This window comes from Shewanella scandinavica (assembly GCF_031932065.1).
Lineage (GTDB): Bacteria > Pseudomonadota > Gammaproteobacteria > Enterobacterales > Shewanellaceae > Shewanella > Shewanella baltica.
The window spans coordinates 177,696-203,930 of the sequence record NZ_JAUOES010000004.1 but is presented as its reverse complement, the minus strand read 5'-3'; the positions used below and the strand labels follow the sequence as shown (position 1 = coordinate 203,930).

The 26,235-nt window shown below is 45.3% G+C and carries 17 protein-coding genes and 1 riboswitch; of the genes, 6 read left to right on the top strand and 11 right to left on the bottom strand.

Annotation, left to right across the window (positions count from 1 at the left end; translation table 11 throughout):
- Position 1 precedes the first annotated feature (1 nt).
- Together lysC and Q4Q50_RS04810 are read right to left on the bottom strand one after the other, a co-directional pair.
- A complete protein-coding gene (lysC, locus tag Q4Q50_RS04815; RefSeq protein WP_311898619.1) occupies positions 2–1,357 on the bottom strand; it encodes a lysine-sensitive aspartokinase 3 in 1,356 nt (451 codons plus the stop codon).
- Positions 1,358–1,507: 150 nt separating this feature from the next.
- A riboswitch (Lysine riboswitch) is annotated at positions 1,508–1,682 on the bottom strand.
- A gap of 101 nt (positions 1,683–1,783) precedes the next feature.
- A complete protein-coding gene (locus Q4Q50_RS04810; RefSeq protein WP_006080129.1) occupies positions 1,784–2,218 on the bottom strand; it encodes a DUF3293 domain-containing protein in 435 nt (144 codons plus the stop codon).
- Between the two features lie 587 nt (positions 2,219–2,805).
- Here Q4Q50_RS04810 and arcA point away from each other — a divergent pair.
- Positions 2,806–3,522 carry a two-component system response regulator ArcA gene (gene arcA, locus Q4Q50_RS04805; protein ID WP_006080127.1) on the top strand — a complete coding sequence of 239 codons (717 nt, stop codon included), beginning with the start codon at positions 2,806–2,808 and terminating at the stop codon, positions 3,520–3,522.
- Between the two features lie 335 nt (positions 3,523–3,857).
- On the opposite strand, the gene Q4Q50_RS04800 is transcribed toward arcA, so the two are convergent.
- A complete protein-coding gene (locus tag Q4Q50_RS04800; protein ID WP_311898618.1) occupies positions 3,858–6,173 on the bottom strand; it encodes a S9 family peptidase in 2,316 nt (771 codons plus the stop codon).
- A gap of 266 nt (positions 6,174–6,439) precedes the next feature.
- Here Q4Q50_RS04800 and Q4Q50_RS04795 point away from each other — a divergent pair, with 266 nt between their 5' ends.
- From Q4Q50_RS04795 to Q4Q50_RS04780, 4 genes are all read left to right on the top strand, one after another.
- Complete coding sequence (locus Q4Q50_RS04795; protein WP_283627790.1) at positions 6,440–7,432, top strand: class 1 fructose-bisphosphatase; 993 nt, start codon at positions 6,440–6,442, stop codon at positions 7,430–7,432.
- Positions 7,433–8,086: 654 nt separating this feature from the next.
- Positions 8,087–9,064 carry a nuclease-related domain-containing protein gene (locus Q4Q50_RS04790; RefSeq protein ID WP_311898616.1) on the top strand — a complete coding sequence of 326 codons (978 nt, stop codon included), beginning with the start codon at positions 8,087–8,089 and terminating at the stop codon, positions 9,062–9,064.
- Positions 9,065–9,285: 221 nt separating this feature from the next.
- The gene (locus Q4Q50_RS04785) at positions 9,286–10,938 is read left to right on the top strand and encodes an ATP-binding protein (protein WP_311898614.1); all 1,653 of its coding nucleotides are present in this window, start codon (positions 9,286–9,288) and stop codon (positions 10,936–10,938) included.
- Positions 10,935–12,770 (top strand): ATP-dependent nuclease, encoded by a 1,836-nt coding sequence (locus Q4Q50_RS04780; protein ID WP_311898613.1) that lies wholly within the window; start codon positions 10,935–10,937, stop codon positions 12,768–12,770. The genes Q4Q50_RS04785 and Q4Q50_RS04780 overlap by 4 nt, the downstream gene beginning before the upstream one ends.
- Before the next feature lie 574 nt (positions 12,771–13,344).
- On the opposite strand, the gene Q4Q50_RS04775 is transcribed toward Q4Q50_RS04780, so the two are convergent.
- Positions 13,345–13,914 (bottom strand): DUF7010 family protein, encoded by a 570-nt coding sequence (locus tag Q4Q50_RS04775; RefSeq protein ID WP_311898611.1) that lies wholly within the window; start codon positions 13,912–13,914, stop codon positions 13,345–13,347.
- A 397-nt stretch (positions 13,915–14,311) separates the two neighbouring features.
- Here Q4Q50_RS04775 and Q4Q50_RS04770 point away from each other — a divergent pair, with 397 nt between their 5' ends.
- Positions 14,312–14,806 carry a TIGR00645 family protein gene (locus Q4Q50_RS04770; protein ID WP_311898610.1) on the top strand — a complete coding sequence of 165 codons (495 nt, stop codon included), beginning with the start codon at positions 14,312–14,314 and terminating at the stop codon, positions 14,804–14,806.
- 97 nt (positions 14,807–14,903) lie between these two features.
- Here Q4Q50_RS04770 and Q4Q50_RS04765 read toward each other — a convergent pair whose 3' ends face one another.
- From Q4Q50_RS04765 to Q4Q50_RS04735, 7 genes are all read right to left on the bottom strand, one after another.
- Positions 14,904–16,148, bottom strand: coding sequence for a dicarboxylate/amino acid:cation symporter (locus Q4Q50_RS04765; RefSeq protein ID WP_012588595.1), 1,245 nt, complete (start codon positions 16,146–16,148; stop codon positions 14,904–14,906).
- A 402-nt stretch (positions 16,149–16,550) separates the two neighbouring features.
- Positions 16,551–17,423: a DUF7281 domain-containing protein gene (locus Q4Q50_RS04760; RefSeq protein WP_311898609.1), complete on the bottom strand. Its 873-nt coding sequence runs from the start codon at positions 17,421–17,423 to the stop codon at positions 16,551–16,553.
- Positions 17,411–18,631 carry a phosphoenolpyruvate carboxylase gene (locus Q4Q50_RS04755; protein ID WP_268649798.1) on the bottom strand — a complete coding sequence of 407 codons (1,221 nt, stop codon included), beginning with the start codon at positions 18,629–18,631 and terminating at the stop codon, positions 17,411–17,413. The genes Q4Q50_RS04760 and Q4Q50_RS04755 overlap by 13 nt, the downstream gene beginning before the upstream one ends.
- 48 nt (positions 18,632–18,679) lie before the next feature.
- Positions 18,680–19,333 carry a condensin complex protein MksE gene (locus tag Q4Q50_RS04750; protein WP_311898608.1) on the bottom strand — a complete coding sequence of 218 codons (654 nt, stop codon included), beginning with the start codon at positions 19,331–19,333 and terminating at the stop codon, positions 18,680–18,682.
- Positions 19,333–23,007, bottom strand: a complete 3,675-nt coding sequence (locus Q4Q50_RS04745) for an ATP-binding protein (RefSeq protein WP_311898607.1) — start codon at positions 23,005–23,007, stop codon at positions 19,333–19,335. Before Q4Q50_RS04745 ends, Q4Q50_RS04750 begins: the two co-directional genes overlap by 1 nt.
- Before the next feature lie 358 nt (positions 23,008–23,365).
- Positions 23,366–23,986, bottom strand: coding sequence for a response regulator transcription factor (locus Q4Q50_RS04740; RefSeq protein ID WP_311898606.1), 621 nt, complete (start codon positions 23,984–23,986; stop codon positions 23,366–23,368).
- Positions 23,986–25,923 (bottom strand): sensor histidine kinase, encoded by a 1,938-nt coding sequence (locus Q4Q50_RS04735; protein ID WP_311898604.1) that lies wholly within the window; start codon positions 25,921–25,923, stop codon positions 23,986–23,988. The genes Q4Q50_RS04740 and Q4Q50_RS04735 overlap by 1 nt, the downstream gene beginning before the upstream one ends.
- Positions 25,924–26,235 lie beyond the last annotated feature (312 nt).

Sequence of the window (26,235 nt, the reverse complement as noted above, 5' to 3'; positions counted from 1 at the left end):
ATTAAGCGCCTTCGAACAGATTTTGATGCAGCGATTTCACCACTTGTGCCGCTTCCGATTCTGTCACTAACACACACAGGTTATGTGGGCTGGCGCCTTGGCAAATCATCCGCACATTGTGTGGCTCAAGCACTTCAAACACACGGCGACAAATACCCGGCGTGGTCGCAATACGGTTACCGATAATCGCCACTAAGGCTAATCCATCTTCGACGCGCACTCGGCAATGCTGTGATAATTCTTGCAACAGTGCCTCACTCAACAGACCTTGACCGCTAGAATCTGAACCGGTTTTATCGAGGGTTAGAGACACGTTCACTTCTGAGGTGGTAATTAAATCCACACTGATCTTATGTCGCGCTAATGTCGCAAAGGTTTCCGCTAAAAAGCCCTGTGCATGCAACATCTGCAAACTGTGAAGATTTAACAGGGTTTGGTCGCGGCGCAAAGCCACAGCGCGAAATACGGGTGCATCTTCCACTTGATGGCGGATCCAAGTCCCGCCCTTTTCAGGCTCTTTACTTGAACCCACAAACACTTGAATTTGCTGACGAACGGCAGGAAGAATGGTCGCAGGATGCAATACCTTGGCACCAAAGGTCGCCATCTCGGCGGCTTCATTAAAGCTGATCTCGGCAATCGGAAAAGCATTGGGCGCAAGACGCGGATCGGTTGTATAAATCCCCGCTACATCGGTCCAAATCTCGACCGCTGAGGCGCGTAACGCTTCGGCTAACAACGCAGCAGAATAATCACTACCACCGCGGCCTAATGTGGTCGTTTGACCTGCTTCATCGGCACCGATAAAGCCTTGTGTGACAATCACTTGTTCCGCTAACAGTGGCTGTAGATAATCACGAGCTAAAATCGCAATCTGGTCAACCTGGGGTTCCGCGCGGCCAAAATGGCTGTCGGTACGTAATACTCGACGCACATCGAAGGCACTAGAGTTAACACCTTTCTCGCGGATCACCGCCGAAAACAACGCCGAAGAACATTGCTCACCGAGGGACAACAACTCATCCATGGTCGCTTTGCTGCGTTGTGATGCGAGCGCGTCACTCAATACTGACATGCGACTCAATAATTTATCTAATGCGGCGGCCACATCGTTAGGGCGACCGAGCTTATCTAAAATCGCATATTGAATTTGGGCAATTTGTTTTAATCGCTGTAATCGACCATCGTCGTTAATCGATTCTTGGGTCAATTCCACTAACAGATTGGTTACGCCACTCGATGCGCTGACCACGACTAAACGACAATGAGGATTAGCTAACACTATGTCGGCACAGCGATTCATAGCGTTATAGTCGGCGACTGAGGTGCCACCAAATTTTGCGACAACGAGGGACATTAGCGCACCTCCGTGAAACACGTAGGCCAAGAAATAAACGCAGATTGAATAAAATATTGATTAACTAACATGATCACACTCCGAACTAACTTCGTTCGAAGAGCCTGGTGCTCAATGATAACGCACCCCAAAAGAAGGGAAACAGCAATCGTCACCAGAAGCTCTCCACCAATTACAGGTGACAATCGTCAGGATTCAGCCTGAGCGACCGACATAAATATGCAGCAACCATATCTATGCCTCGGCGTTAATCTCCCTCATCAGTCATCGCTGGAGTTTGTGCTCCTCTGACCGACTACCTAGTTAACGCTCCTCTTCTGTTCCTTTCCTAGGGAAAGGGACGAAAAAAGTAGCAATAAACCCCTAATGAAGTCAATGCTAATTTCATAACAAATGAATAATTTAACTAAAATCTTTTGAAAACAATTAAGTGCTTAAATCGGGTAACTCGTATACCAGCTGCACATAATCACTAAATTTGCCTAAACACACTTCATCATGTCCGGCCAAAGTGCATGGCACTAAGCTCACCTCCCCTTGTTCGACTACATAAATCGCGTATTGATTAAATTTCTTCCCCAATTGCAGCGCCATCGTTCTATCGATAAACACGGCCCAGCTTTTTTCCATGTGGGATAAATCCGGCGCCGCGCCCACTAAAGCACGATAGGGACTGCCGAGTAATTCAATTTCACGGAGAAGTTGGCGATCGAGTAAACGGTTTTGACTGGGAGAAAGCAGCTTTGAAGCAGGATTATGAGCGGTAATAACAGCAAAGGAAAAATCACAGGATAATGCTTGAGTCAGCAAAAATAACGGCGCTTGGTAACATTGCCACAAATCTTGAGTCGTATTGTCCATTGGTAGTCTAATCGAAAAATGAACCCAAGCTAGTGTAGCAGAGTGATTGTAAAATCCAAAGAGGCGTGAACTGGCTCACAGGAATGGCAAATACATTAGTTATACTAATCAATAGCTAAAGTAAATATCATGGTAAAAACCCCGACTCACCTAAAATTTGTTAACATTTCATTTGTTAACAAATGACTAAAACGAGTACAATGTGCGTACTGGTGAGTTGAAACAGATTGAGCAAGATGCTTATCGTTCAATACAGTTTGTTACATATATCGCTTTAAGTAACGTGAACTGACCGGGCATCTGTTTAAAATGTGTTCTACATTTGATTTGTCTTTTAAACATTTAAAAAAACAATAGTTAAGGAACTTATTCTAACTATTGCTTATCGAAGTTGGTACTGATTACGTTTTCTCGTATTACACTTAAACGTGCACTTAATCTACATCCAGATATAGATGTCACCGTAAAGATTTTCCTTTTGAGCACAAAGCAGTTCAAGGAAGTATCAACGCTTTTATGAATATAAGAGCCCGAAGTAAGTTGCTCTTATTGGTTAGTATAAACTGATTAAAATTTAGGTAAATAATATGCAAAATCCGCACATTCTGATCGTTGAAGATGAAGCCGTTACCCGTAACACGCTGAGAAGTATTTTCGAGGCAGAAGGGTATGTGGTAACTGAGGCCAATGATGGCGCAGAAATGCATAAGGCTATGCAGGAAAACAAAATTAACTTGGTCGTTATGGACATTAACTTGCCAGGCAAGAATGGCCTGTTGTTGGCACGTGAACTACGTGAAATCAACAACATAGGTCTGATCTTCCTGACAGGTCGTGACAACGAAGTCGACAAAATCCTTGGACTTGAAATTGGCGCGGACGATTATATTACCAAGCCGTTCAACCCACGTGAATTGACGATTCGTGCTCGTAACCTTCTGACTCGCGTCAACAGCGCTGGTGCCGAAGTCGAAGAAAAGAGCTCAGTAGAATACTATCGCTTCAACGATTGGAGCTTAGAGATCAACAGCCGTTCATTAGTGAGCCCACAGGGTGAATCTTACAAACTGCCACGTAGCGAATTCCGCGCTATGCTGCACTTTGTTGAAAACCCAGGCAAAATTTTGACTCGTGCCGATCTACTGATGAAAATGACTGGCCGTGAACTTAAGCCACACGATCGTACTGTAGACGTGACTATCCGTCGTATCCGTAAGCATTTCGAAAGCTTGCCAGATACGCCAGAAATCATCGCGACTATTCACGGTGAAGGCTATCGCTTTTGCGGTAACTTAGAAGGCTAATTGCCCGCTAAGCGACAATCGCATTAGCAACAGGATTGATTCGATAAGAATCGATTCACAAAAAACCAGATCCTAGGATCTGGTTTTTTTATGCCTAAAATTTAGCGAATCAGATTAATAGGCGACGCTTACAGAGTTAAGAGTCAGGTTGATGGCAAAGCCGATGTCCAAAATAGAAACAAAAATATTTATAAAACAGCAGCATAATTATAAAATAAGCTCAACCAATCAGCGCTAATGAGAGCGAGTGATGTAAGCGCTAAACAAGGAGCGAGCCTACAACGTATACGTAAGGCATAGCAGCATACGCAAGCAGACCCACTCTCTATCTCGCGCTACTTAGCGCTTTTCAGCTGTCTATCGAGGAAATCCGCTAATGAGCGGTATAAGTGATTACGCACTTTCTCGCCACGCATCGAATGTTTAGATCCCGGATAATCGATCATCTGGAATAATTTGCCTTCATCCTGCAGCGCTTTATAAACCCGAGTGCTGTTTTCAAACAAGACGTTATCGTCAGCCATGCCGTGATACATCAATAGACCTGCTTGATAGTTTTTCACGTAAGGAAACACGCTGCTGGCTTCATAACCCTTTTCATTAGCTTCGGGGTGACCTAAGTAACGCTCAGTATAATGGGTGTCATACAAGCGCCAGTCGGTCACAGGTGCGCCCGAAATCGCGGCTTTAAAGTAATCTGGCGCCTTAAATAAACTCATCAAAGCCATATAACCGCCGTAGCTGTGGCCGTAAATCGCCACATTATCGGCATCGACAAAGGGCAAACTGCGTAAATACTCCACCCCCACTTTTTGATCATTCACTTCAGCTTCGCCCAAATGACGGTAAATCACCTGCTCAAACCGAGTGCCTCTGTGGGCGCTGCCGCGGTTATCTAATTGGAATACCACATACCCTTGTTGCACCAGATACTGGGTAAAGTAGTCCTGCTCACTCCAGCTATTAGTCACTAACTGGGCGTGCGGCCCACCGTAAACTCGCACTACGACAGGGTATTTCTTGCTTGCATCGAAGGGAACGGGTTTGAATAAACGGGTTTGCAGCACTTGGCCATCTTCGGCTTTCAGTTCACCAAATTCAGGGATTTGCCACAGCCCTGCATAATCATATAAAGGATGACCTTGCTTAACCGCATTTTGCTCGACCCAAGCCAGTTGCTGGCCCTTATCACCGTGTAAACTGATTTGCGGTGGCTGAGATAAGCTGTTGAAATAATCCAGATATACGCTCTGATTATCGGCGAAAACAGGATTGTGTACCCCCGCTTGCTTGCTCACGCGCTCAACCTTGCCGCCCGCTAAAGGCACGCGATAAAGCTGTTTTTCAATTGGCGTGTCTTTACGGCCGGTGAAATACACCCAGCCTGCGGTTTCATCTATGTATTCCAACTCATCGACAGCCCACTCGCCCTTAGTCAATTGCGTTTTGAGTTTACCTTTTAAGTCAAAAAGATACAGATGATTAAAGCCGTCACGCTCAGACGCCCAAATAAAGGCAGACTGCTGTTTTAAGAAGTGCAGATCGTTATTGAGGTTTACCCAAGCATCACTGCGTTCTTTCACTAAGGTTTTTGGCTTAGTCAGCGCATCTAACGCAACTAACTGCAAATCGAGCTGATGTTGATCGCGGCTCTGCCACTGGAACGACAAGTGTTTGCTATCGGGCAACCAATCGACACGCGGCAGGTAAATATCTTTGCTCTTTTCTTTGCGATTCTCTTCGCGCAGGCTCACCCAATTGATGGCCTTATCTTTTAGCGTGACCACACCTAATGCGATGTCGACGTTGTTTTTACCTGCGGCTGGGTAACGCTGCTCGGTAAGTTTAATGCCATCGGCATAGATCTCGTTACGGGTCACTTGCTCGACCGCAGACTCATCGATACGGGTAAAGGCGATGGCCGATTCATCGGGCGCCCACCAGTAGCCAGTCATGCGATCCATTTCTTCTTGAGCGACAAATTCCGCCATGGCATTTTTAATCGCCCCGCCGCCATCTGTGGTCATAGCCTCAAGTTTTTTGCTCGCCAGATCTAACACATACAGATTTTGATCCCGAACGAAAGACACAAAATTGCCCTTAGGCGATAGACGTGCATCTGTAGCGAACCCTTCACCAATCGGCAATTGAGTCACGCTCTTGTCGGCCAGGGAAAAGTAATACAGATTCCCAGCAGCGGGGATTAATAGCGCTTGGCTATCATCGGCCCAGAAGTACTCCATAATGCCTTCGCCATAAATACGTTGGCGTTCGCGGCGCGCTTTTTCTTCATCGGATAATTCATTGGTCGCGAGTTTATCGGCATTTAATAGCAGGCTCGACTCACCAGTTTTGACATCCATCTGCCAGAGATCATAAAAACTTTGATTATCATTACGGCCAGCAAGATAGGTAACTCGCTGCCCATCGGGGGACAATTTCAAACCACGAGGACTGGTGCCCGCTAAGGCAGGCGAGGCATTCATTCGCTCAATCGTCAGTGGCTGTTTGCCACCTTCCATTGCCAAAGCAGGGGTCGTTGCTGAAATCATAGCTGTCGAAATCATGGCCATTTGGCTCGCTATCAGTAGGGGAACGGCGCGCACCTTAAGTGAGCACGCAGGGAACCAAGTTAACCTATTTTTAATCATTATTATTCCTTGGAAGTATAATCGCCTAAGATGTCAGCGATTAAAAACAAGCCGACATTGTGCCAGAGGCAAACCCCAAATAGAAATAGCATGCAATATACAGATACAAATTAGGATCATCTCATAGGCTCAGTCCAAATAATCCCTAAAAGCCCTAATATTCGCTAAAAGCATCAGCAACATCGCTGAAATTGTCGACTAACTGAGTTATCATTCGCGGCAAATAACGAAATTGACCTCATTGTTGAACCTCTAAAGGACATAACATGCAGACTCTGGCCCAGCACCTGACCTCACAGGCAGTGAACGACTCCCTCTCCCACCTCATTTTAACCTTAGCCGACACCTCAAAAGCCATTAGCCATGCCGTTCGCCACGGTGCGCTTGCAGGCGTGTTAGGCGCGACTGAGCAAGAAAACGTCCAAGGTGAAACCCAGAAAAAACTGGATATCATCACCAACGACATGCTCAAAGATGCATTAAAAGCTGACGGTACAGTGCGCGGTTTAGCGTCGGAAGAAGAAGATCATGTGGTTGAAGTCAGCCAAAATGGCCAATATCTGGTGTGTTTCGATCCACTAGACGGCTCATCTAATATTGATATCAACTCGTTAGTCGGCACGATTTTCTCTATCCTGCCCGCCCCTGCTGGCGAGTTGACTGAAACCAGCTTTTTACAATCTGGCCGTGCGCAATTAGCCGCAGGTTATGTACTTTATGGCCCATCGACCATGCTGGCATTAACCACTGGCCAAGGTGTGCAACTCTTTACTTTGCACCCAGAAACCAATGAGTTTTTACTGACTAACGCCGCCATGAGCATTAGCCCAGAGACCCAAGAGTTTGCCATTAACATGTCGAACCAACGTTTTTGGGAAGCGCCAATGCAAACCTATATTGCCGATTTACTGCTCGGTAAAATTGGTCCACGCGAAAAATCATTCAACATGCGCTGGATTGCGGCCATGGTCGGCGACGTACACCGCGTGCTATCACGTGGCGGTATTTTCACCTACCCAACCGACAATAAAGATCCTAAAAAACCGTACAAACTGCGCCTGATGTACGAAGCCAATCCAATGGCCTTCTTAGTCGAACAAGCCGGCGGTAAGGCTTCAACGGGTTATGAAACTATTTTAGACATTACCCCAACGCATATTCACCAGCGTGTTGCCGTTATCCTAGGCAGCAGCAATGAAGTCGACGCTTGCCTGAGCTATCACGGTATTGATTACAGTGAAGAGCCAAATATAGAGTAAGCCGAATCGCTTAGCTTCTGATTTTTAGGATAAAAGCCACTGAACATAGTGGCTTTTTTGCTGTCGCGTAATGCGACATTTGAGTTTTATACGGCTTTACCGCCGGAGTAATTGCGGCCTTACGGCCGAGAAATTCGTGGGGCTTCACCCTCAATCAATTGTGATGATTTGTTTGGTGTCTCAAGAACAAAGTTATCGCTGTGAATCGCGATTAATAATTGCGGCCTTACGGCCGAGGTGAATCAAAGTCGTGGTTCTTCAACCCACACCCGACCAAGGAGGACTGCTCGTCCTGTCCTCCTTGGATTCTCCAAGACGCCCCTAGCGAAGTTACATGCATTGAATACTGGCTTCGTGCTTATTCGAAAATAGCTAACGCTTCCGATGGTACATCCTGTACCCCGAAAGCTACGCAGACATCCTGTCTGCGTCACGCGCCATTCTTTCAATAAAGAGTCTTCAACGCCCTTCAGCAACTTCGCAGGGAAAGGTGAACTTCTGTAACTTCTGTGTTGGCTGTAACTCCCCAAAGATTTGTACTTTCCCATCTTTGAGCTACGTTAACGTTTAGCGATTTTTGTCTTTATCTTTCAATGGCAAAGTGGGTATTATGAGGCTGATTATTATCAAGTTATGAATGGACGCTGTTGATAAATGATTCTAAAAACCAAATCACTTCAAAATACCCAAACACCACAAACGATTGCGGGTCAAAAACAAGAACAGGATGTTGCCTTCTATTTACGCCGCGCCTTCAAAGATCATCCAGAAGTGTTGGTCATCAATGATTTTCGATTCACCTTTAATGACGAAACCGCGCAAATTGATCACTTAATTATCTACACCTACGGTTTTGTATTAATTGAATCTAAAAGCATAAAAGGCCATGTAGAAGTCAACCAACAGGGTGAATGGACGCGTAGTCACGGAAGTAAATGGTTTGGTATGCCATCTCCTATCAAGCAAGTTGAACTACAACAAGCACTGCTTAAAGAAATGCTAAAACAGCATAGAAGTGAAATTCTAGGAAAATTACTTGGTATAAGACAACAAAGTTTTGGTATGCGTTGCTGGAACCATGTGTGCGCGGTCTCAAGTGATGCGGTAATCAACAGAGATACTATGCCAACGACCATTTCTGAGTTGTTAGTTAAAACAGAGTTTTTAGTCGATAAACTTGAAAAAATCATGAATTTTAAAAGTAAGTTCATGCGCATTATAAATGTAAGCGACACCCGCCCCGACTTTAATCAACAAGAACTCAATTCCATTGCCAAGTTCTTAATCGATCGGCATATAGATCCATATCAAGCAACGACTGAAATACCGCCCGCACAGTCACAACAAATAAGAGAGCCTGTTGCACACTTTGAAGTTAACAAAGCAGTTGAAGCTAAAACCCAAGCAGCCACACACAGCATTCTCAGCTGTAAACATTGCGGAGAATCAAAAAACTACACCCCAATGTACGGTAAGTTTGGTTACTACATCAAATGCAACCAATGCACTAAAAACACGCCAATGAAACAAGCCTGCCCACAGTGCCAAAGCAAAAATATCAAAATACAAAAACGCAGCCAGAGCTATACCCTCACCTGCCAAGATTGCAGCCATAGCTCACAGGTGATTTAAAGCTTGGCGAAATTTCGCTCTAAATTGCATTATTTCAAATAAAGGTGGGTTCATGAAAAATAGAATAAACAGAGTACCGTCCCATCTTAGCTTATTAACAGTGAACGTTTTCACTGGCCTAATGATGTAATACACATATGCATCTATAAATTTTAGATAATATTATCTAACCTCAGTATAAAACTGTTGCAAAAAGCAACTACAAATAAGGAAGTTATAAAATGACAACAACGCTAAGAGAAGAGGCTTTAAAGTTCGGAAAAATTAAAGAGGTTGATGGTGCCGAAATTATACTACATGCAGATGTTCTAGAGCGCGAATTTAGCGGTACAAAGCTATGTGCAGAGGTTGGTGCTTATGTTAACTGTGGTGGATCACACGGTAATACAATATGTACTATAAACAAGGTTCAGATCACTGAGGTAGAGAAGACAAAAAGAACAGAAGATGGGATTGAAATTGTTAGAGAAGAAAGAAAAGTAGTAACACTTACAATATTAGGTTGTGCTATACATGGTAAGTTTAGCAGAGGTACTAAACGGCTACCTACAATAAATTGCGACACATACTTTCTTAGTAGTACCCAAGTTAATCAATTAATAGGAATTGACTTAGAAGAAAATAAAGAACACTTTTGCGTTACGGATATAAGTGATGATAATCAAACTTACTTAAACCTTGATAAACTAATGGGAAGACATACAGCTATATTAGGGACAACAGGCAGTGGAAAAAGCTGTACCGTTGCCTCTATTGTGCAATCAATATTATCTAACTATGAGTGCCCAAGAATTTTATTTTTTGATATTCACAACGAGTACCCTTCAGCATTTGGTCATAACCCTGACTCGCCACATGAAAGCTTTAAAAGTAGGACAAATTCAATTACTTGGAGTGAATTTTCGCTTCCATATTGGTTTTTAGATTTGGAGGAGTTCTTTGGTGTTTACAATCTTGAACCTGGCTCTAATCAGAAAGCGATAATAAAAAGACTAATAACTAAACTAAAAGAAAAAGAAGCTAAAACTCAAGAAATTGATAACATTATTGTGTCAGCTGACACTCCAATATTTTTTGATATTGATACTCTTTTAGAAAACTTGAATGACGAAAAAGATTCACATAAAAATGCTACAGATAAAAAGCCATATGAGAGCATCATTCTAAAGATCCAAGCTGTTCGGCATGATACACGTTACTCTTTTCTTCATCGAAAAATTGATGATAAAACCTCGATAGTAGAATACTTTGAATTCATTTTAGGTTTGGGAGAAAATGAAAAATACCTAAACATATTAGACTTAAGTGGTTTACCCGCAGAAGTAAGAGCCGTATGTGTAGGTGTTATATCAAGACTATGCTTTGACTTTAAATATTGGGATTTAGACCCTGAAAACATTCCACTTAACTTAGTACTCGAAGAAGCTCACACCTATATTCCAGAAGAAAGTGACTCAAAGTACAATATAGCAAAAGAACGAGTTGAAAGAATTGCTAAAGAAGGTAGAAAATATGGAGTTGGGTTAACAATTGTTACTCAACGCCCCTCAAATGTCTCTACAACTGTTTTATCACAATGTGGTACATACATAGCTCTAAGGCTTACTAACGACCTAGATCAAAACAAGATAAAAAGGTTGCTACCTGACACATTGGCTGGCCAAGTTAACTTTTTGCCTAGCCTAAGAGATGGCGAAGCTTTTGTTTCTGGAGATTCAATAAATTTACCAAGAAAAGTACAATTCAAAGTGCCAAACCCAATGCCTAGGAGTAATGATGTTAAGTATCATCGTTCTTGGAAGTTGGGTAAACCTTCAGAATACTCTTTAAGTTCATTAATGGACTCTTGGTACAAGCAGGATAAATCCAAATGAAAATTGACTCAATAAAACTTTGTGGTTGGCGTTCATATGATTTAAATGGAGTCTGTATAAGTGGTTTAAAGTCAATTAACCTCCTAATTGGACCAAATAATTCAGGGAAGTCTAATTTATCAAGATACTTCAATTACTTAAAAGGCATCGCTAGCAAAGATCTGTATAGTGGCACTGTAATTTCGGTTGCGACTGAACTTGATGAAAGTCAGACTTGGTGCTGGAAAAAAAACAAAATAAGCTGCGAAATTTCACTTTCAAATGATAATATATTCATAGAAAATGACAAAGTGTTTTATAAGGCAGATAAGTATAAAGTATCTCTAAATTGTCATCATGATATAAACTCTAACAGGTCAATTTTAAATTTAAAGGTGAATGACAAGCCTATTTTCAATGATGAAAATTTAATTTGTACTGATTTTAAAAATGATATATTCGTAGATCCGATTGATGATGTTAATGGGTTTCATGACAATAAATTATATTGGACAAAATTTTTAAGTTCACTAGTTTTTGTTGATCCTATTCGACATCACTCTCGCAATTCAAATAACAAGCAAAGCTACTATTTTGATGGCGCAAAAATCATTGAAGAACTTGACAAGTTAAGAGTTGATAGGGCAACTCCATCAAACTGGGCTGGATATAAAAAACAAATTAAGATTTGGTTGACAGAAATTTTATCAGAGGAAGTAACTAACATTGATATTTTAGAAAAAGATTTAAGTATCGAATTTGAATCTGGACTATCTTTCTCTTTAGATCAGCAAGGCACTGGAGTCTCTCAAATAGTTATGTTGCTATCACATCTTTGGATCAACAAAGATGTTATTTTAAATGTTTTCCTAGAGGAACCCGAAGCCAATTTACATCCAGAAGCTGTAGTTAAACTTGTTAATATATTCGAAAAACAGCTAACTAACCATAGATTTTTCATAACAACTCATTCGCCATCTCTTATCGACTGTCTAAATGAAAACTGGGCCGTATACAGAACTATAAAATCACAAAATGGCGCAAGTTCAATAAGCAAAAATGACAATATAATCAAGTATTATGAAACTTTAGACTCACTTGGTGTAAAAGCATCTCAAATACTCCAAGCTAATACAGTCTTATGGGTCGAAGGACCTAGTGATAGAATTTACTTAAAAAAATGGATTGATATTTATTCAGATGCAGAACTAAAAGAAGGAAAAGACTATTCATTTTTATACTTTGGTGGTACAAACCTATCTTCTTTCACAGTATTAGATGATATTGATAATAATCTGATTAATATCTTAAGCACAAGTAGAAAAGCATACTTGATAGCCGATTCAGACTGTTCTTCACAAGAATACAGAAATAATGATACTTTAAAATCTTATCTGACGTCCATGTTAGATAGACTTAAAGTAGTTGATACCAATATAGAAGGATTAGATTCATCAATAAAAGACTATGTTAAAGTATGGATTACCAAAGGCCGTGAAATAGAGAACTACATTTGTAAGGAACTATTTTTTGACACCTTAACAAGCAAAGGATTCAAGCGGGAGTCAATTGGTAAGGGGAATAATCGAAAAATGCTGGAATTAAAATCTGGAAATACATCAGATTTTAATTTTGGAAAGTTTGATGCATTTGACAAAGCTATTGCCGATTTTTACCAATATCAAAATGGAGATCCGATTGATAGACTAACTTCTGATAATATTGCCTTGAGTTATGCAAATAAAAAAGTGCAGATTGCAAAGTCAATATCAGGCAAATTCCATAAGTCAAACTGTTCTGTTTTTGACTTAGAAGATAGAATAAAAGACTTGATTGAGTTTATTAGAAAATAACCCAACATAAGTAAAGCATTTAACACTTTACTTTATGAAAGATGGGCTGATATACCGGTTTGGGAGAATAAACAGCCAACACTGGGACCACAGAAGTTCACCCTCCCCTCGGAGTTGCCGCAGGGCGAATAGACAAATTGCGTGAGTCTCGCCATGGATGGCGAGCTAGCTTTCGCAGGTGCAGGGATGCATCCTTCGGAAGCGATAGCAAATTTGTCGATGAGCACAAGAGGCTTTCAACTCCGTTGGGGGCGTCATGGAGCATCCAAGGAGGATAGGACGAGCAGTCCTCCTTGGTCGGGTGTGGGGTGAAGCCCCACGACTTTGACTTACCTCGGCCGTCAGGCCGCAATGACTATACATCTACATAAACAAGTGTGGGATGAAGCCCACGACTTTGACTTACCTCGGCCGTAAGGTCGCAATTACTCACATAGTCATGGCGATAACCTTGCCAATTCAAACACCAAGCAAATCAGCATCATTAGCGGGTGTGGGTTGAAGACCCACGACTTTAATCTACCTCGGCCGTAAGGCCGTATTGCTCTTCTACACGTCAGTGAGAACGAAACCACTAACTCGCAACACAAAGATTTTGCTGAATCTTCCAACGGCGCTGCATCACAGGAATCGAAAACCCATAACATATCACCACAATCAAAGGTTGAAGCTGAAAACTCAACTCAGGCCACAACATAAAAGCAGCCGCGCAAGCCACAGTGCGCACTATCGCATGCACTATGGCCACCTTTTGCGCAGCTAAAACACCGTGGACTAACCACATTAAACCTGTTTGCACCGCAAGGGCGAAAGGCAAGGCCAGATAATTTTCCATAAAAAAGGGAATACTGATACTAAAGGTTAAAAAACTCATCCCCATCGCAGCGAGAAACACAGTCTCAAACCAATTACGCTCAGCGCTTTTCTTAAACGAGATATTCTCGCCTGTCAGCCGCGAAATCCCCATGGCAAGGTAGATAATAGAACCTGTACCGATAAAGACCGCCATCACCAACTGCGAAGGAGGTAATACAAAGCTCAATACAAACAGTAGGCTCCACACAATCATGCCGGATAAGGGCATAGCTAAAGCACGTTGTTGACGGTATTCGATTAATTGTTGGTCCAGTGATTTATGTTGCATGATTAAGCCTCCTTGTTTAGATGACTTAAGTATCTGCGTAAAATGTCCATCACGGCAGTGTGAGTTGTCAGCAATCTAGGATGACAAATGTCACTTCCTTCATCAAAGCCCTAAAATGCCAAGAAAAATGATTATCCATGGCTGAATTTGCTTGGTATTAGGTTGAAAAAAGCGACGATCAGACATATCAAAGGCAGTGCAAATTAAACGATGTGGCGCTACTAACACCTAACATAGGGTTTAAATAACCACAGAGGTTACAAAAAAACACAATAACAGCATATAACTCACGCCATTGTGATTGGGTAATAGCGCGCATAAAGTGCATTATGTTACTGTTTTAGTCATTAGTGACTCGATTTTTTTACCGCATTTTAGATAAAGGGTTTAATGGATTATGGAACAAATATTTGAAAAATTAATGTATGCATCGCGCTGGATTATGGCGCCAATTTATTTGGGACTCAGCTTTGTTTTATTGGGCTTAGGCATTAAATTCTTCCAAGAGATCTTCCATATTCTGCCGATCATTTTTGAGATGACGGAAGTGGATTTAGTGCTGGTGACCCTGTCCTTGATTGATATCACCCTAGTCGGCGGCCTGATTGTGATGGTGATGTTTTCTGGCTACGAGAATTTTGTCTCGCAGCTGGATGTGGGCGAAGACAGTGAGAAGCTAAGCTGGCTTGGCAAACTGGATTCTGGCTCACTGAAAAACAAAGTCGCCGCTTCTATCGTGGCGATTTCATCCATTCATCTACTAAAAATCTTTATGGATGTGAAGAATATCGATAACGACAAAATCATGTGGTATCTGTTAATCCACATCACCTTCGTGTTGTCAGCCTTTGCCATGGGCTATTTAGATAAAATGACCCGCGCTGGTAAGTAGCAGAATCGCAAGCTGTATATCTTATGATATCGTAAAAACAAAAAAGCCACTGATGACAGTGGCTTTTGCATTTATAGCATATGACTTAACGTCCAGATTAGCTCTTCGCTAGTTCAACCTGATGCACTTTCTCGGTTTGGTCCACTATGGTCAATACCGCAGCATCACCTACCACGTTACAAGAGGTCAGCACCATATCGATAATGCGGTCTAACGCCGCGACAATGGCGAAGGCTTCTATCGGTAAACCCATTTGATGGATTAACACACCTATCATCACCATGCCGCCGCCAGGCACACCGCCGGCACCGACAGAGAGCAGGAATATACTAAATAGCAGCGAAGGCAATTGATCAGAGGTGATAGGCATACCAAAGGCGTTAGCGACAAAGAAAATTGCGATAGTGATGTAAATCGCCACACCGCCCATATTCATGGTCGCGCCGAGTGGCACACCAAAGCCTGCTACCGCGCGATTCACACCTAACTTTTCGGTTAAGGTGCGCATAGTCACAGGGATAGTCGCATTCGAGCTTGCGGTCGACAGTGAAAATAGTACTTGCTCTTGGGTCTTCTCGCGGAAAGTTTTGGCCGAAATTGGGGTAAATATGCCCACAGCCATTGGGTAAACCACAAAAATCCACAGCAGTAGCAGCGCGAGGATCAGCACCATGTACTCAACTACGCTCATAAACACGCCAGCATCTAAAGTCGCGCCGAGCTTGAACATCAAGGCAAACACACCGTAGGGCGCTAGGCTCATGACCACAGAAATCAGCTTCATCATGATTTTATTCGCGGTTTGAAAACCTTGCACTGCGCCAGCGACATGCTCACCGAGTGACTTGATCACGCCGCCAAGCATTAAAGCCATAAAGATCACTTGCAGCATATTGCCCGACATAAAGGCCGCTACAGGGTTACGTGGGACTATGTCGATCACCAGTGCCATCAAACTTGGCAGCTCAGTCGCAGTAATCGCCACGCCGTCTGTACTGCTCATATCGACACCTTTACCAGGGTCGAGTAACAGCACGACTAATAATGCCGTCGCGATCGCGACAAAGGTATTGATGATGTAAAAACCAAAGGTCTTACCGCCTAAACGGCCAAAGCTTTTAAGATCTTGCAGCTCACAGACACCACAAACAATACTCACAAACACGAGTGGCACAACCAGCATCATGATCATATTGACGAACATAGTGCCAACACCGCCGGCAAGCTCGACCAAATTGTCCGAGAAGAAGCCGATATCGTTTAAGAAGTACTGCACTATTGTGCCGAAAATAAGACCCGCAAACAGACCTATAAAGATCCGCGTCGAAAGTGATTTCATCATGCTTGTGGTTTCCCCAGAAATGTAGTTTTTTTGTTATTCATCTTCCATGATGAGCACAATTGCCAATCCATTTTTGGCTTAGGCAGGGGATAGTGAAACATGCTAGCCGTTAATTCAATGAATAAATTTCACTTTTTCATCTTAAATTAAGCTAACTGCATCACGGAAAATTAGTAATAAATTGATTTTAAATGACAAATAATAATTATGCTCAATCAATGAGCAGGCTAAAGACTTATTTAAAACTGCATATTTAAACAGAATGAAAACCAATAAATAACAATGTAAACATATTAAAAACAATTAGAAAATCAACCTCAGTCTTAATGACTGAAATTCAAATTATAAAAGAATTTAAAACTAGACAATTGCACTAACGCAGAGAGATGGAATGCGTGATGGCTAAATATATGGCACTAACACTAGTTCAAGCCCGTGAGCTAGCAGGTGTTGCTGTTTGATGCTAATACTGTGTTGAGTTAACCAAAAAGCTAATTTTTGCCAACGCTTTAAATCGGCATGCTGAAGATATTTGGTCTGTTTTGCTTGCTTGTCGAAATCATTGGTTGAATTAATTTGCCCAATGCCCAACAACTCGGCAGCAGCCGTCAGCGCAAGTTGCGGCACAAGGCAATGGGTCACGCCTGTAAGAGTGTGTGCGATTTGCAGCCCTGCGGGATCTAAGTCGGTAAAGGCGATAATCGGCAGCTCGCCTGCCATAGCTTGCAAAAAATGCCGCATACCAATCGGTGAATGATGACCGCTACCGCGGTAAATAACCATGAGGTTCGTTAGATCCTCAGGTAAACGCGCTTGATGGATAACATCAAACACATCCAAGTTTTCAACCACTAAGATGGCTGCGACATGAAGTTCACGGCAATGCTTTTGTGCTTCCTCCAAAGGAATACGCAGCGATGTGCGAGTTGAAATCGCAGTTGGTGAAGATCCGAAACCTAGATACTTCATCAAAACGTATTCGGCTTCTGGGCGGATCTTAGCGAGCTTCTCATTATGACTTTTGGCGGACATCGCCATGCGATCGACATTGAAATCCAGATCCCTGAGATCAAGTCCCATTAGCGCCAACACGCCTTGCCTTAACAGATCAAAGTCTATGGGTGCGAAGCACAAATATTTTTCAGACTCATCTAACTCGCCCACTTCTAACTCGCGGTAAATCGCGCGCCAGTTAGCCGTGAGCTTAACCTTGGGAGAACGCTTAATAAAAGCCTTCTCCAACAGTTGTAATTGTTGCTGGCCTAGGCGAGCCATAACTCAACATCGCGAATAATAAAGTTGCCGCTATAGATGGGATGCGGTTCGCCCAAGGGCTCAAGCTCAAAATAAGCCTTGTGTTCATCGGGTAGGCCTTCATAACCGCCAATGACTTGATAAATCCAGCTTTCGGCTTCCCAAGGCAATGCCTTATCCACCAGATATTCCAGCGCGGATTGACGCAGGCCAGACTCAATAACATCGACAAAATACTCATCCACCGCCTGTTTGAGCGGATTATCCGGCACATCGAAGTCTTCACTTTGGGTGAGGGACACGGACGCATCTCGCTCACGCACCGCTTCAATCACGGGATGACGACTAATGGCTTTAATGTGCGCGACTATGCCCATCAACTCTAACTCTTGGCTGGCGTTGTGCACGTCTACTGAAGCAGGCGCGAGCAAGATTTCGGCGCGATTGAATAGGCTCGGAATTTCCTTGTGGGACACATGGTCCGCAGGCCGATAATCCGGATGCAAGTCAGTGTAGAGTAACCAGCCCTTGAGCAAACGGGTACGGCCACGGATTTGTCTGAAGCGGCCTAAGAGTTCGAGTAAACGCCCCTGCACTACGCTCAATTCCTGAGCGCAGTCGCTCATGGTTTCTTGTAAAGTCGTCACTAAGAGTTTTCGCAGCTCTCGGATATCGCCAGCGATTTCGCCGAGCTCACTAAACTGGAACATCTCTAAGCCATTAAGCAATTCAGAGACTTGGCTTTGGGCTAATTCGTTTTCGCGGATCTTAGCGTTGATCGTACCGACGTAGCCGAACTCGTTATTGATCCGGCCCCAGAGCACACGAATCGAATAACGCAGACTGTCGGCAAAGCTATAAACATGCTCGCTCAAATCCGACAAATAGGCTTCGGCAGCGCTGTAATCTGAGCTGTGACGGGCTTCTTTGTAGTGGTCGGCCAAGGTTTTAATGGTCGCGAGAGCCGAGCCGACGTTAGAGTCGATTTGGCGATTACGCTCGTCACTTAAGCCTTCTTCGAGCAAGGCACGCACAGAACGCTTAAGACGCAACTCTTGATCTGGCTCTGGCCGCCACAAAATGCCGGCCTGTTTAAGCTTTTCGACCACGCTTGGATCGTGGGCATCCTCGTTTAAGGAACCCGCTAAATAGGCGTCCATAATGATGTCAGCATGGCGACCTAACTGCTTGAGCAGCTTAACCCCCGCCTGATGTAAGTTACTGCTCATCACGGCCTCCTTGGTCGCAGCTTTTACCTAGGTTTAATCGTGCCAACATTAGATTAAGTCCCGCTGAGTCGCCGTTTCCGCCTGCGCTTCTAGGCTTAGGCCTTCGGTTTCGTCGATAAACCGAATGACTTCATACAGATAATCCAGCTTGCCCGTGGCGATATAGATTTGCTTCTCCGCATTGGGTCGCACTAAATAGCCGAGTTCGACTAAACGTTTGAAGACTAATTTGATTTGCGCGTCGCTGTTAGTGCTGGTCGAGCCAAATAAACGATATTGACTGAGTTTGGCTAACTGCTCACGAAACGCCGGTGTGTCTTCGATACGGCTTTGCAGCTCAGTTAAACGCACGGGCGCGCCTTCGCTCAGCGGCGCATCTTGGCCACTGGCCTCTTGCACTAATACCAACCATTCCACCAGCGGGATCAATGCCTGACAGATATCTTTAAACTGCGATGAAATCACTTTGCGTTCGCTATCGCCAAGCTGCAAATAACCGCAGAAGAACACATCACCTTCGGCGGCAGACGCCACGGTACGGTTGATTTGATTGAGATAGGCCTCGACCCGCTCGCGGGTGCTGTTATTTTTAAGGGCGCGCCAGCCTTCTTCATTGGTGGTGCGGCAAATAAACTCGCCCTTGAGTAACAGCTCAATTAACGCGCCAGTACCGACTAATACGGTTTGAGTTGCATCGCTCATTAGATGGCCTCCTTGCTCAGGCGTTTACTCAACATATCGGCAATCGGGTTGACCTTAGGTTTTACCACCTGCAACTTCTTGGTTTGTTTGTTGATAATGTAACGGTTAGCGAACAAGTTCAGCACCTCGGACTCTGGGTTCGGGAAGGCCCCCAGCACACAAATATTGTTGTTTTCGCAGGCATCGAAAATCTTCTTCACGTTGGTATGGTGCAAAGTGCCCAACTCATCGATTGGCCAGTGAATGGTCACATCGGCGCGGCCACGCAGCAAGCGCGTGAATGCCAGCAAGAACTTACACAAAATCAGATACGCCATACCGTGGCTTGAGGATTCGTTAAGCTGTCTGTCGGTGCGGATGATCAAATCGCTGTTACCTTCTTTGAGGCGCAGCTCGATTTCCAGCAACTTAGAGATGCCTCCCGTTAACGCGGCGCGGCCGATAATGTCTAAGGCGCGGCGCATGCTGTTGGTGTAATCCTCATCAGGCAAGCCATTAAAGCCATCGGCTTTCCAATGTTTAAAGGCTTTGACGAACTGTTCAAGTTCAGGCCAGAACTCTAACTCGCTGATGCGCGAACGAATACGTACCGCCGATTCAGACACGCCTTCGAGGAATAACTCTTCGCCCACTTCGCGGGTAATACGCGCACTTTGGGACGCGATGCGACGGTCGATATCGGCTAATACATCGTAGAAGGCGGTTAAGTCGACACCGAAAATCCGTCCTTGTTCACGCAGCGCGGTAATCGATTGCGGCACTATCACGTTCAGCAATTGCTCAAGCTGTGGCACTAACTTACGGTAATCTAGCAGACGAATGCCTTTGTCGTTGATAAAGCTCGATTCTTCGCGGGCACGCTCCCAGGTTTCCGCAAGGCCCGAACCTGACTTGCTGGCGATCACTGAGTCAAAATGCTCCACATATTGCTTCACCGAACCCATCAAGTAATCGCGTTTCAGCAGCAAATCTTCACCTTGGCGCAGACGCTCGCCTAGGCTACCTTGGGCTTCTTCATTATTGGTCGGCAACTTAAGCTCGGCGAGTTTACGCATTACGGCACGTAACTTCGTTAAGTTTTCGGAGGCTTCAACCTGCGCCGCATCGGACGCTTTACGTTCGGTTTCGAGTTGTTGACGGCGAGCCTTAACATCTTGAGTTTTGGCCTTAAGCTGTTGATCGATTTCCGATACCGCGCGCTTCACATCGCTAAGCTGAGTTTGCAGTTTAGGTTTACGCACAAGCCAAGTGTGTTGATACCAATCATCGAAACGCAGTACGTCACTGCGACGCTGCTCAGCGCGGCTAATTTTGGTTTCTAACTCGCGAATTTGTTGCTTGAGTTTGAGGATATTCTCCTCATCCACACCGCGGGATTTAAGCTCGTTTTTGTACCAAGTCTCGCAGGCTTTCTGCTCAATTTTGGCACTTTCGCGGCGGCCTTCAATGGTCGCTTTAATTTGGCCGAGTTGATTGTCGAGCGCGCCGATCACTTCCTGCCAATAGGCTTGTTTTTCCATGCGCGCTTCGAGCGCTTGCTCTTTTTGCTCTTCGAGCCAGAGTTCGTGCTGATGTTTAAGCTGTTTTAGCTCGCCATCCAGCTGTGTCAGTCTTTGTCCCGCTTGGGCTTTGCGCTCGCTCAATGCTTTGTTGATTTTATCTTGCTCACTGCGTTTTTCATCGAACAGGCGACGCAGATCGTCACGGCTATTTTTATACGCTGTGCGGGCAAAAGTAAGTTCACGGCTGAGATTATCCAGCTCGCCATTAATGGCCACTAGCTGAGATTCGGCCTCGGCCTGCATTTCCTCCGCGCTAGTGTGGGCTTCTTCGGCTTTGCTTAACCGAATCCGCAGCTCTTGCTCAGAGGCGGCATATTCAGGCACATCGATCGCTTTAAGATCTAAATGTACGCCAAAGAAAGCTTCGCTCGACTCGCTAACTAAACTGGGATGTAAATCAGTGCGATGCAGTAGTTCAGGCGCGATCACTTTACCTAAACTTTGCTCCCAACCTTGGGCTTCCTTACGCAGAAACTCCAATAGGGTGTGGGATTGCGGGAACAGCATGTGGTGCAGTTCATCCAGCGCAGTTTGACGCTCGTTCACCCTTAAGGTGGCGATACGCAAGGCTTCGTTGGCTTGGTCACGTTTGGCTCTAAGCTTGCGCTCATCACTGCTTAAGCGTTCGACCTTGGCATTGCAGCTTTCTTGCTCTTCGTCGGCACGGTGAATACGTTCGTCGAAAATTGCTAGGCTTAACTTTTCTTCTTCGGTGTAAGTCACACCATCGACACGTAATTTAAGTTCGGCGGCAGTGAGTTTAAATTGGTATTCCTGCTCGCTAAAGCTGGCCTTGCCCGCATCCATTTGGTTGCGCCATTGCAGCTCTAAGGCGTCAATATCGGTGCGCGCGACTTCGCGTTGCTTATCGCGGGCTTCACGCTGCTTGTCTTGGTCGCTATGCAGGCCTTCAAGCTCGCGGTTTAACTGCTCGCCAATCTTACTGCGACGGGCATTGTAGGCCGCCTCGATATCTTGGTGCTTCTCGGTTTGCAGCTTATGGCGTTCACTTAAGTTTTCAACATCGGTGCGCCAATTCGGCAGCATCTCAAGATCGGCCTTAGCTTGCTCTATGTTGGCATCTAAAAAGGCGCTGTGCTGATCTTCAATGGCATCGAGTTCGTACTCGCACTTGGCCACATCGCCCTTGGCTGCGGATAAGTCGAGGTTGAGCTCATCGCGCTGCTCTTTCCATTCGTCATCGAGCAATCTGAGTTTTAAATTCAGCTCTTTAGATAAGGTTTGCTGAATATCTTGGCGATCGGCTTCTAAGGTTTCATCGTTACGATAACCACGGGACAAGCTTGATAAGCGCAGTTCGGCGCTGAGCAGTTGGTTAAATTCTTGCTCGAGTTTTTCAAACTCGGGGCGAATGACTTCAAACCCTTGGATAAGTTGGCTTTCACGGATCCACGCCTCAACGCGCTGTGGGTTTAAGCGTGAGCTGGGCGGATTAACCCCGTCTTCCTCTAAAATGGCGGCGATCATGGATTTGACCGTCTCCATCTTACCTTCTTTGGAGTGCACCGCTTTGGCGAGCTTTTCGATGTGGCGTAGGGAATGCTCGCCCTCACACAGGGCAAACTGACGGGCATAGCCGCGTAGTTCGCTGCGGTTGCTGCCCGTGCTTAATAGGGTGCGATCGTTTTGAATAATGGCGCGATATTCGCGGGTGTTGAGCAAGTTAGTGGTGGCGATGCCGGCACGTTTTAAATCACGGCCTAATTCCGCCATGGTGTGGCACAGAATAGTGTCGCCGTTTTGCGATTTAATATAATCACTTAGCTCAAAACCTTTGGCGATAAAGCGATAGTTAACGCCCTTGCCATCGCCCGCCGAAGCCAGCACGGCTTGGTACAGTAACCCATCGGCCTTTTGATATTCGTAAATGATGTAGCTTGAATCGTGTGGCAAGTACCAACGCTCGAAACTGTCGCGGGTCGAAGGCACCACGCGGCTTGGGTATTCGCCATAAAAAACAGGGACTAGACGTTGCAATGTCGTCTTACCCGAAGCGTTAGTACCACAAATATTGGTATGGCCATTGAGGGCGAGTTCCACAACGCCCGGAAGGTGCGTATCAATCAGCACAATACGAATCAAGCTTGCCATTTCATTCCTTATGCAAACGGGAGCGTCTTATCTAAGCTGCAGAAGCCTTCTACAGGACAAAGCAAAACAATCCAAGAGGGCCACAGACCTTAAAATGCACTGTAAAAAGTGATTTTAAAATCATGACCTAAAAATAGTGCCCCTAAAATAAGGCAATCGCGGTGTATTGGCAATTAAGCGGCGCTGCACTAATGCCATGGCTCACAATCTTTACGCCCAGAATTGGGCCCAGAACTAAGCTCTTCTTTACGCCCAAAACTAAGCTACTAGCAAAGCCAATACTAACCGCCAATGATACGACAACTTAGCCCAAATAGGCGGCTAACAAAGCGGCAATTAGCGCAGTAAAAGGTAAATTTTAGCGGTTATCTTCAAGGCGCAGGCGATCAGCGATCCGGCTATAAATCAGTATCATTTCCGCCAGCGATCCCACTTGCATGCCTTTCATCAAATTGGCGCGGTGGATCTCGACCGTACGCATGGCAATACAGAGGCTATCGGCAATCTCTTGGTTCTTCAGGCCTTGGGCAATCAGGTTGAGTATCTCCCGCTCCCTTGGTGTGAGCGCTTGATAGGTCTCAAGATACTGATTGTCTTGATGATGTGCCTTGGTATGTTCCAACGCTTTGACGACCGCTTCGGCTAACTTAGCGCCATCGGCGGGCTTTTGGAAAAAATCCACCGCACCGAGTTTGAGCGCTTCTACTGCCATAGGCACATCGCCATGGCCGGTGAGATAAATCAGAGCTAACGGACTGTTTTTGGCGACTAATTCAAGATGTAACTGCGAGCCGCTCAAACCCGGCATACGCACATCAACCAGCGCACAACCCGGCAGGGTTAAGTCTACGGCGGTAAAAAAGGCTTCGGCGCTATCAAAGTCGGTGATCTTGAGGCCATAGCTTTCGAGCATAAAACGCAAAGAACGACGCACTGAGTCATCGTCATCGATTAAATACACAGGTAACTCAAGACTCATTAAAGTGCTCCATTAGGTTCAGGTTTACGCGGTATAGCCACCTGCGCTTGGCAACCGCCACCCATAGCGCTTTCTAGGCTAAACGTCCCGCCATGGCTCTCGGCAATATCGCGGCAAATCACTAAGCCTAAACCTAATCCCTCTGATTTAGTGGAATAAAAGGCTTGCATCAGCAGGCTGGCGGCTTCGGTTAAACCCGTGCCATTATCCGTGACTGTCAGCAAGAGTGTGCGTTCTTGATAGCGAAGATCGATATCGATCGTCGGCGTGTATGGTTTTTGCGTGATGATCTGTTCGGTGCCACTGGATTCAAGCTCTAGCCGCTGAACACAGGCATCGGCGGCGTTTTTCAGCAGGTTAAGCAACAACTGCTGCATGCCGACTTCATCGAGGGACTGTAAATAGGGCTCGCCGCTCACGTTTACGGCAAGATTAATTTGATGTTGTTCAAACTCATAGGCGAGCAGCGGCACAGTATCATTGACCAGCTCATGCAAATACAAAGGTTGTTTCGATACAGGCCGTTTCTTCAACAGGTTGCGTAAGCGGCTGATAATGCTGTCGGCTCGCGTGACTTCCTGCTGGATCAGCGTCAATACCGATTGCAGTTCCTCAGGGCTAGTACCCCGCTGTAATCGCACTTCGGCGCCATGACAATAATGGCCAATCGCCGCCAAAGGTTGATTCAGTTCGTGGGAGAGACTCGCGCCAAGTTCGCCAGCAATCGCAATGCGCTGGGCATGTTCCAGTAGCGCGCGGTTTTCATTGAGCTGGCGCTGAGTGTTAATTAACTCCCGACCGCGACGACTAAAGCGATACTCCAACCAGAAATGGTACGCATTGAGCAGCACCAGAATCGCCAGCACAAACCAAGCCCATTGTTGATGTAACTTGACCCACTGCCACGCCCTTTGCCACCAAGGTGTTTGTAAGGGATGCATGTCGAGATCTTTGAGCAGTTGATCGATCGCCAGCTGACTCACTGCCGTGGTCCAACCCGCAGAATCGGAAGACTTAGCGGCGAGGTGATCTTCGGGCAGCGCCAACAGCGCTTGGGTCACGCTTTTAGCTAGAGATTGCGAGGCGCGATTGGTCTTCGCCATGGACCAGTTGGGATAGAGACGAGTCGAGACTTGGCAATGAAATCCCACCGGAGTTTGGTTATCGAGCACCCGATAATGGCCGATATTAATCAGCCCTTCTGCCTGCATCTGCTCAAGCTGACACACAGGCACCACAGCCGCATCCAGTCGACTGTCTTTCGCCGCATCATTACCACTTTTTTGATCATCTAACTGATACAACAGATTATCTAGCGGGAACCCCAGCGGAATAATCTCACCCACAAAGCGAGGCAAATCTATGCCCTTTAGCTGCGCTTCGTACACTAAGGTCAAGTAACCGCCGAAGGCATTTTTCGACACAATCCCGAGTCGACGCCCCTTGAGATCCGTTAAAGTCTGATAGGGTGAATCGGCGCGCACCACCAGCGCCGAACCCACTTGCATCGCCGCGCCATTATTTAACGGGCTGCGCAGGGTCGCCAACCAAGTGAGAGAATATTGCCGCGCCAGCAACACGGATTGCCCTGGGTTGGTGATCACAAAATCGAGCCCTTGGGTTTCAACGCCCTTGGCTAACTCATCGAGGGAGAGAGGATGTAACCTAAAGTAACTGTTGGGAATTTGGGTTTCGAGCCAACCCATTAACGGCTGCCAGCGGTTGATGGTCGCCTTATAACCGCGGATGGCTAACACACCCACATCGACCACTTGATAACCGGGCTCTTCGGTAGCGACTTGAGCTATAGCCTCTGCGTCCATTCCATCCGAAGGCGCGCTTTGATTCTGCGGCTCGGCGGCAAACACGTTTGCCGAAGCGAGCAAGCACGCTAACGCCACGGCTAGTGTCATCCTTAAAATCATTCGAGGTGCCATCTTAGGCACTGTTCCTTGAATCGGTAACGGCCGCTTGAGCGACATCGCTGAGCTAAACACTGTTTTCATCATCCTAAATAACGTGAAGTGCAATCCTTTATCCCCAATCACTCAAATTCAACTCAAGCTCAAATTCAGTTAAAAGTAGGTCCAATTCAAATTGGAAGCAGGCCAAACTTAAGTTTAAAAGCCGTAAAAAATAAAACCCTATCATTTTGAAGGCTATTCTAACGGATATTTGTTGCGCTAGATCAAACCCACGCCTGATATGTGGAAAACCACTATAGTTATGCCGCCTCGCCTTTTACAGAA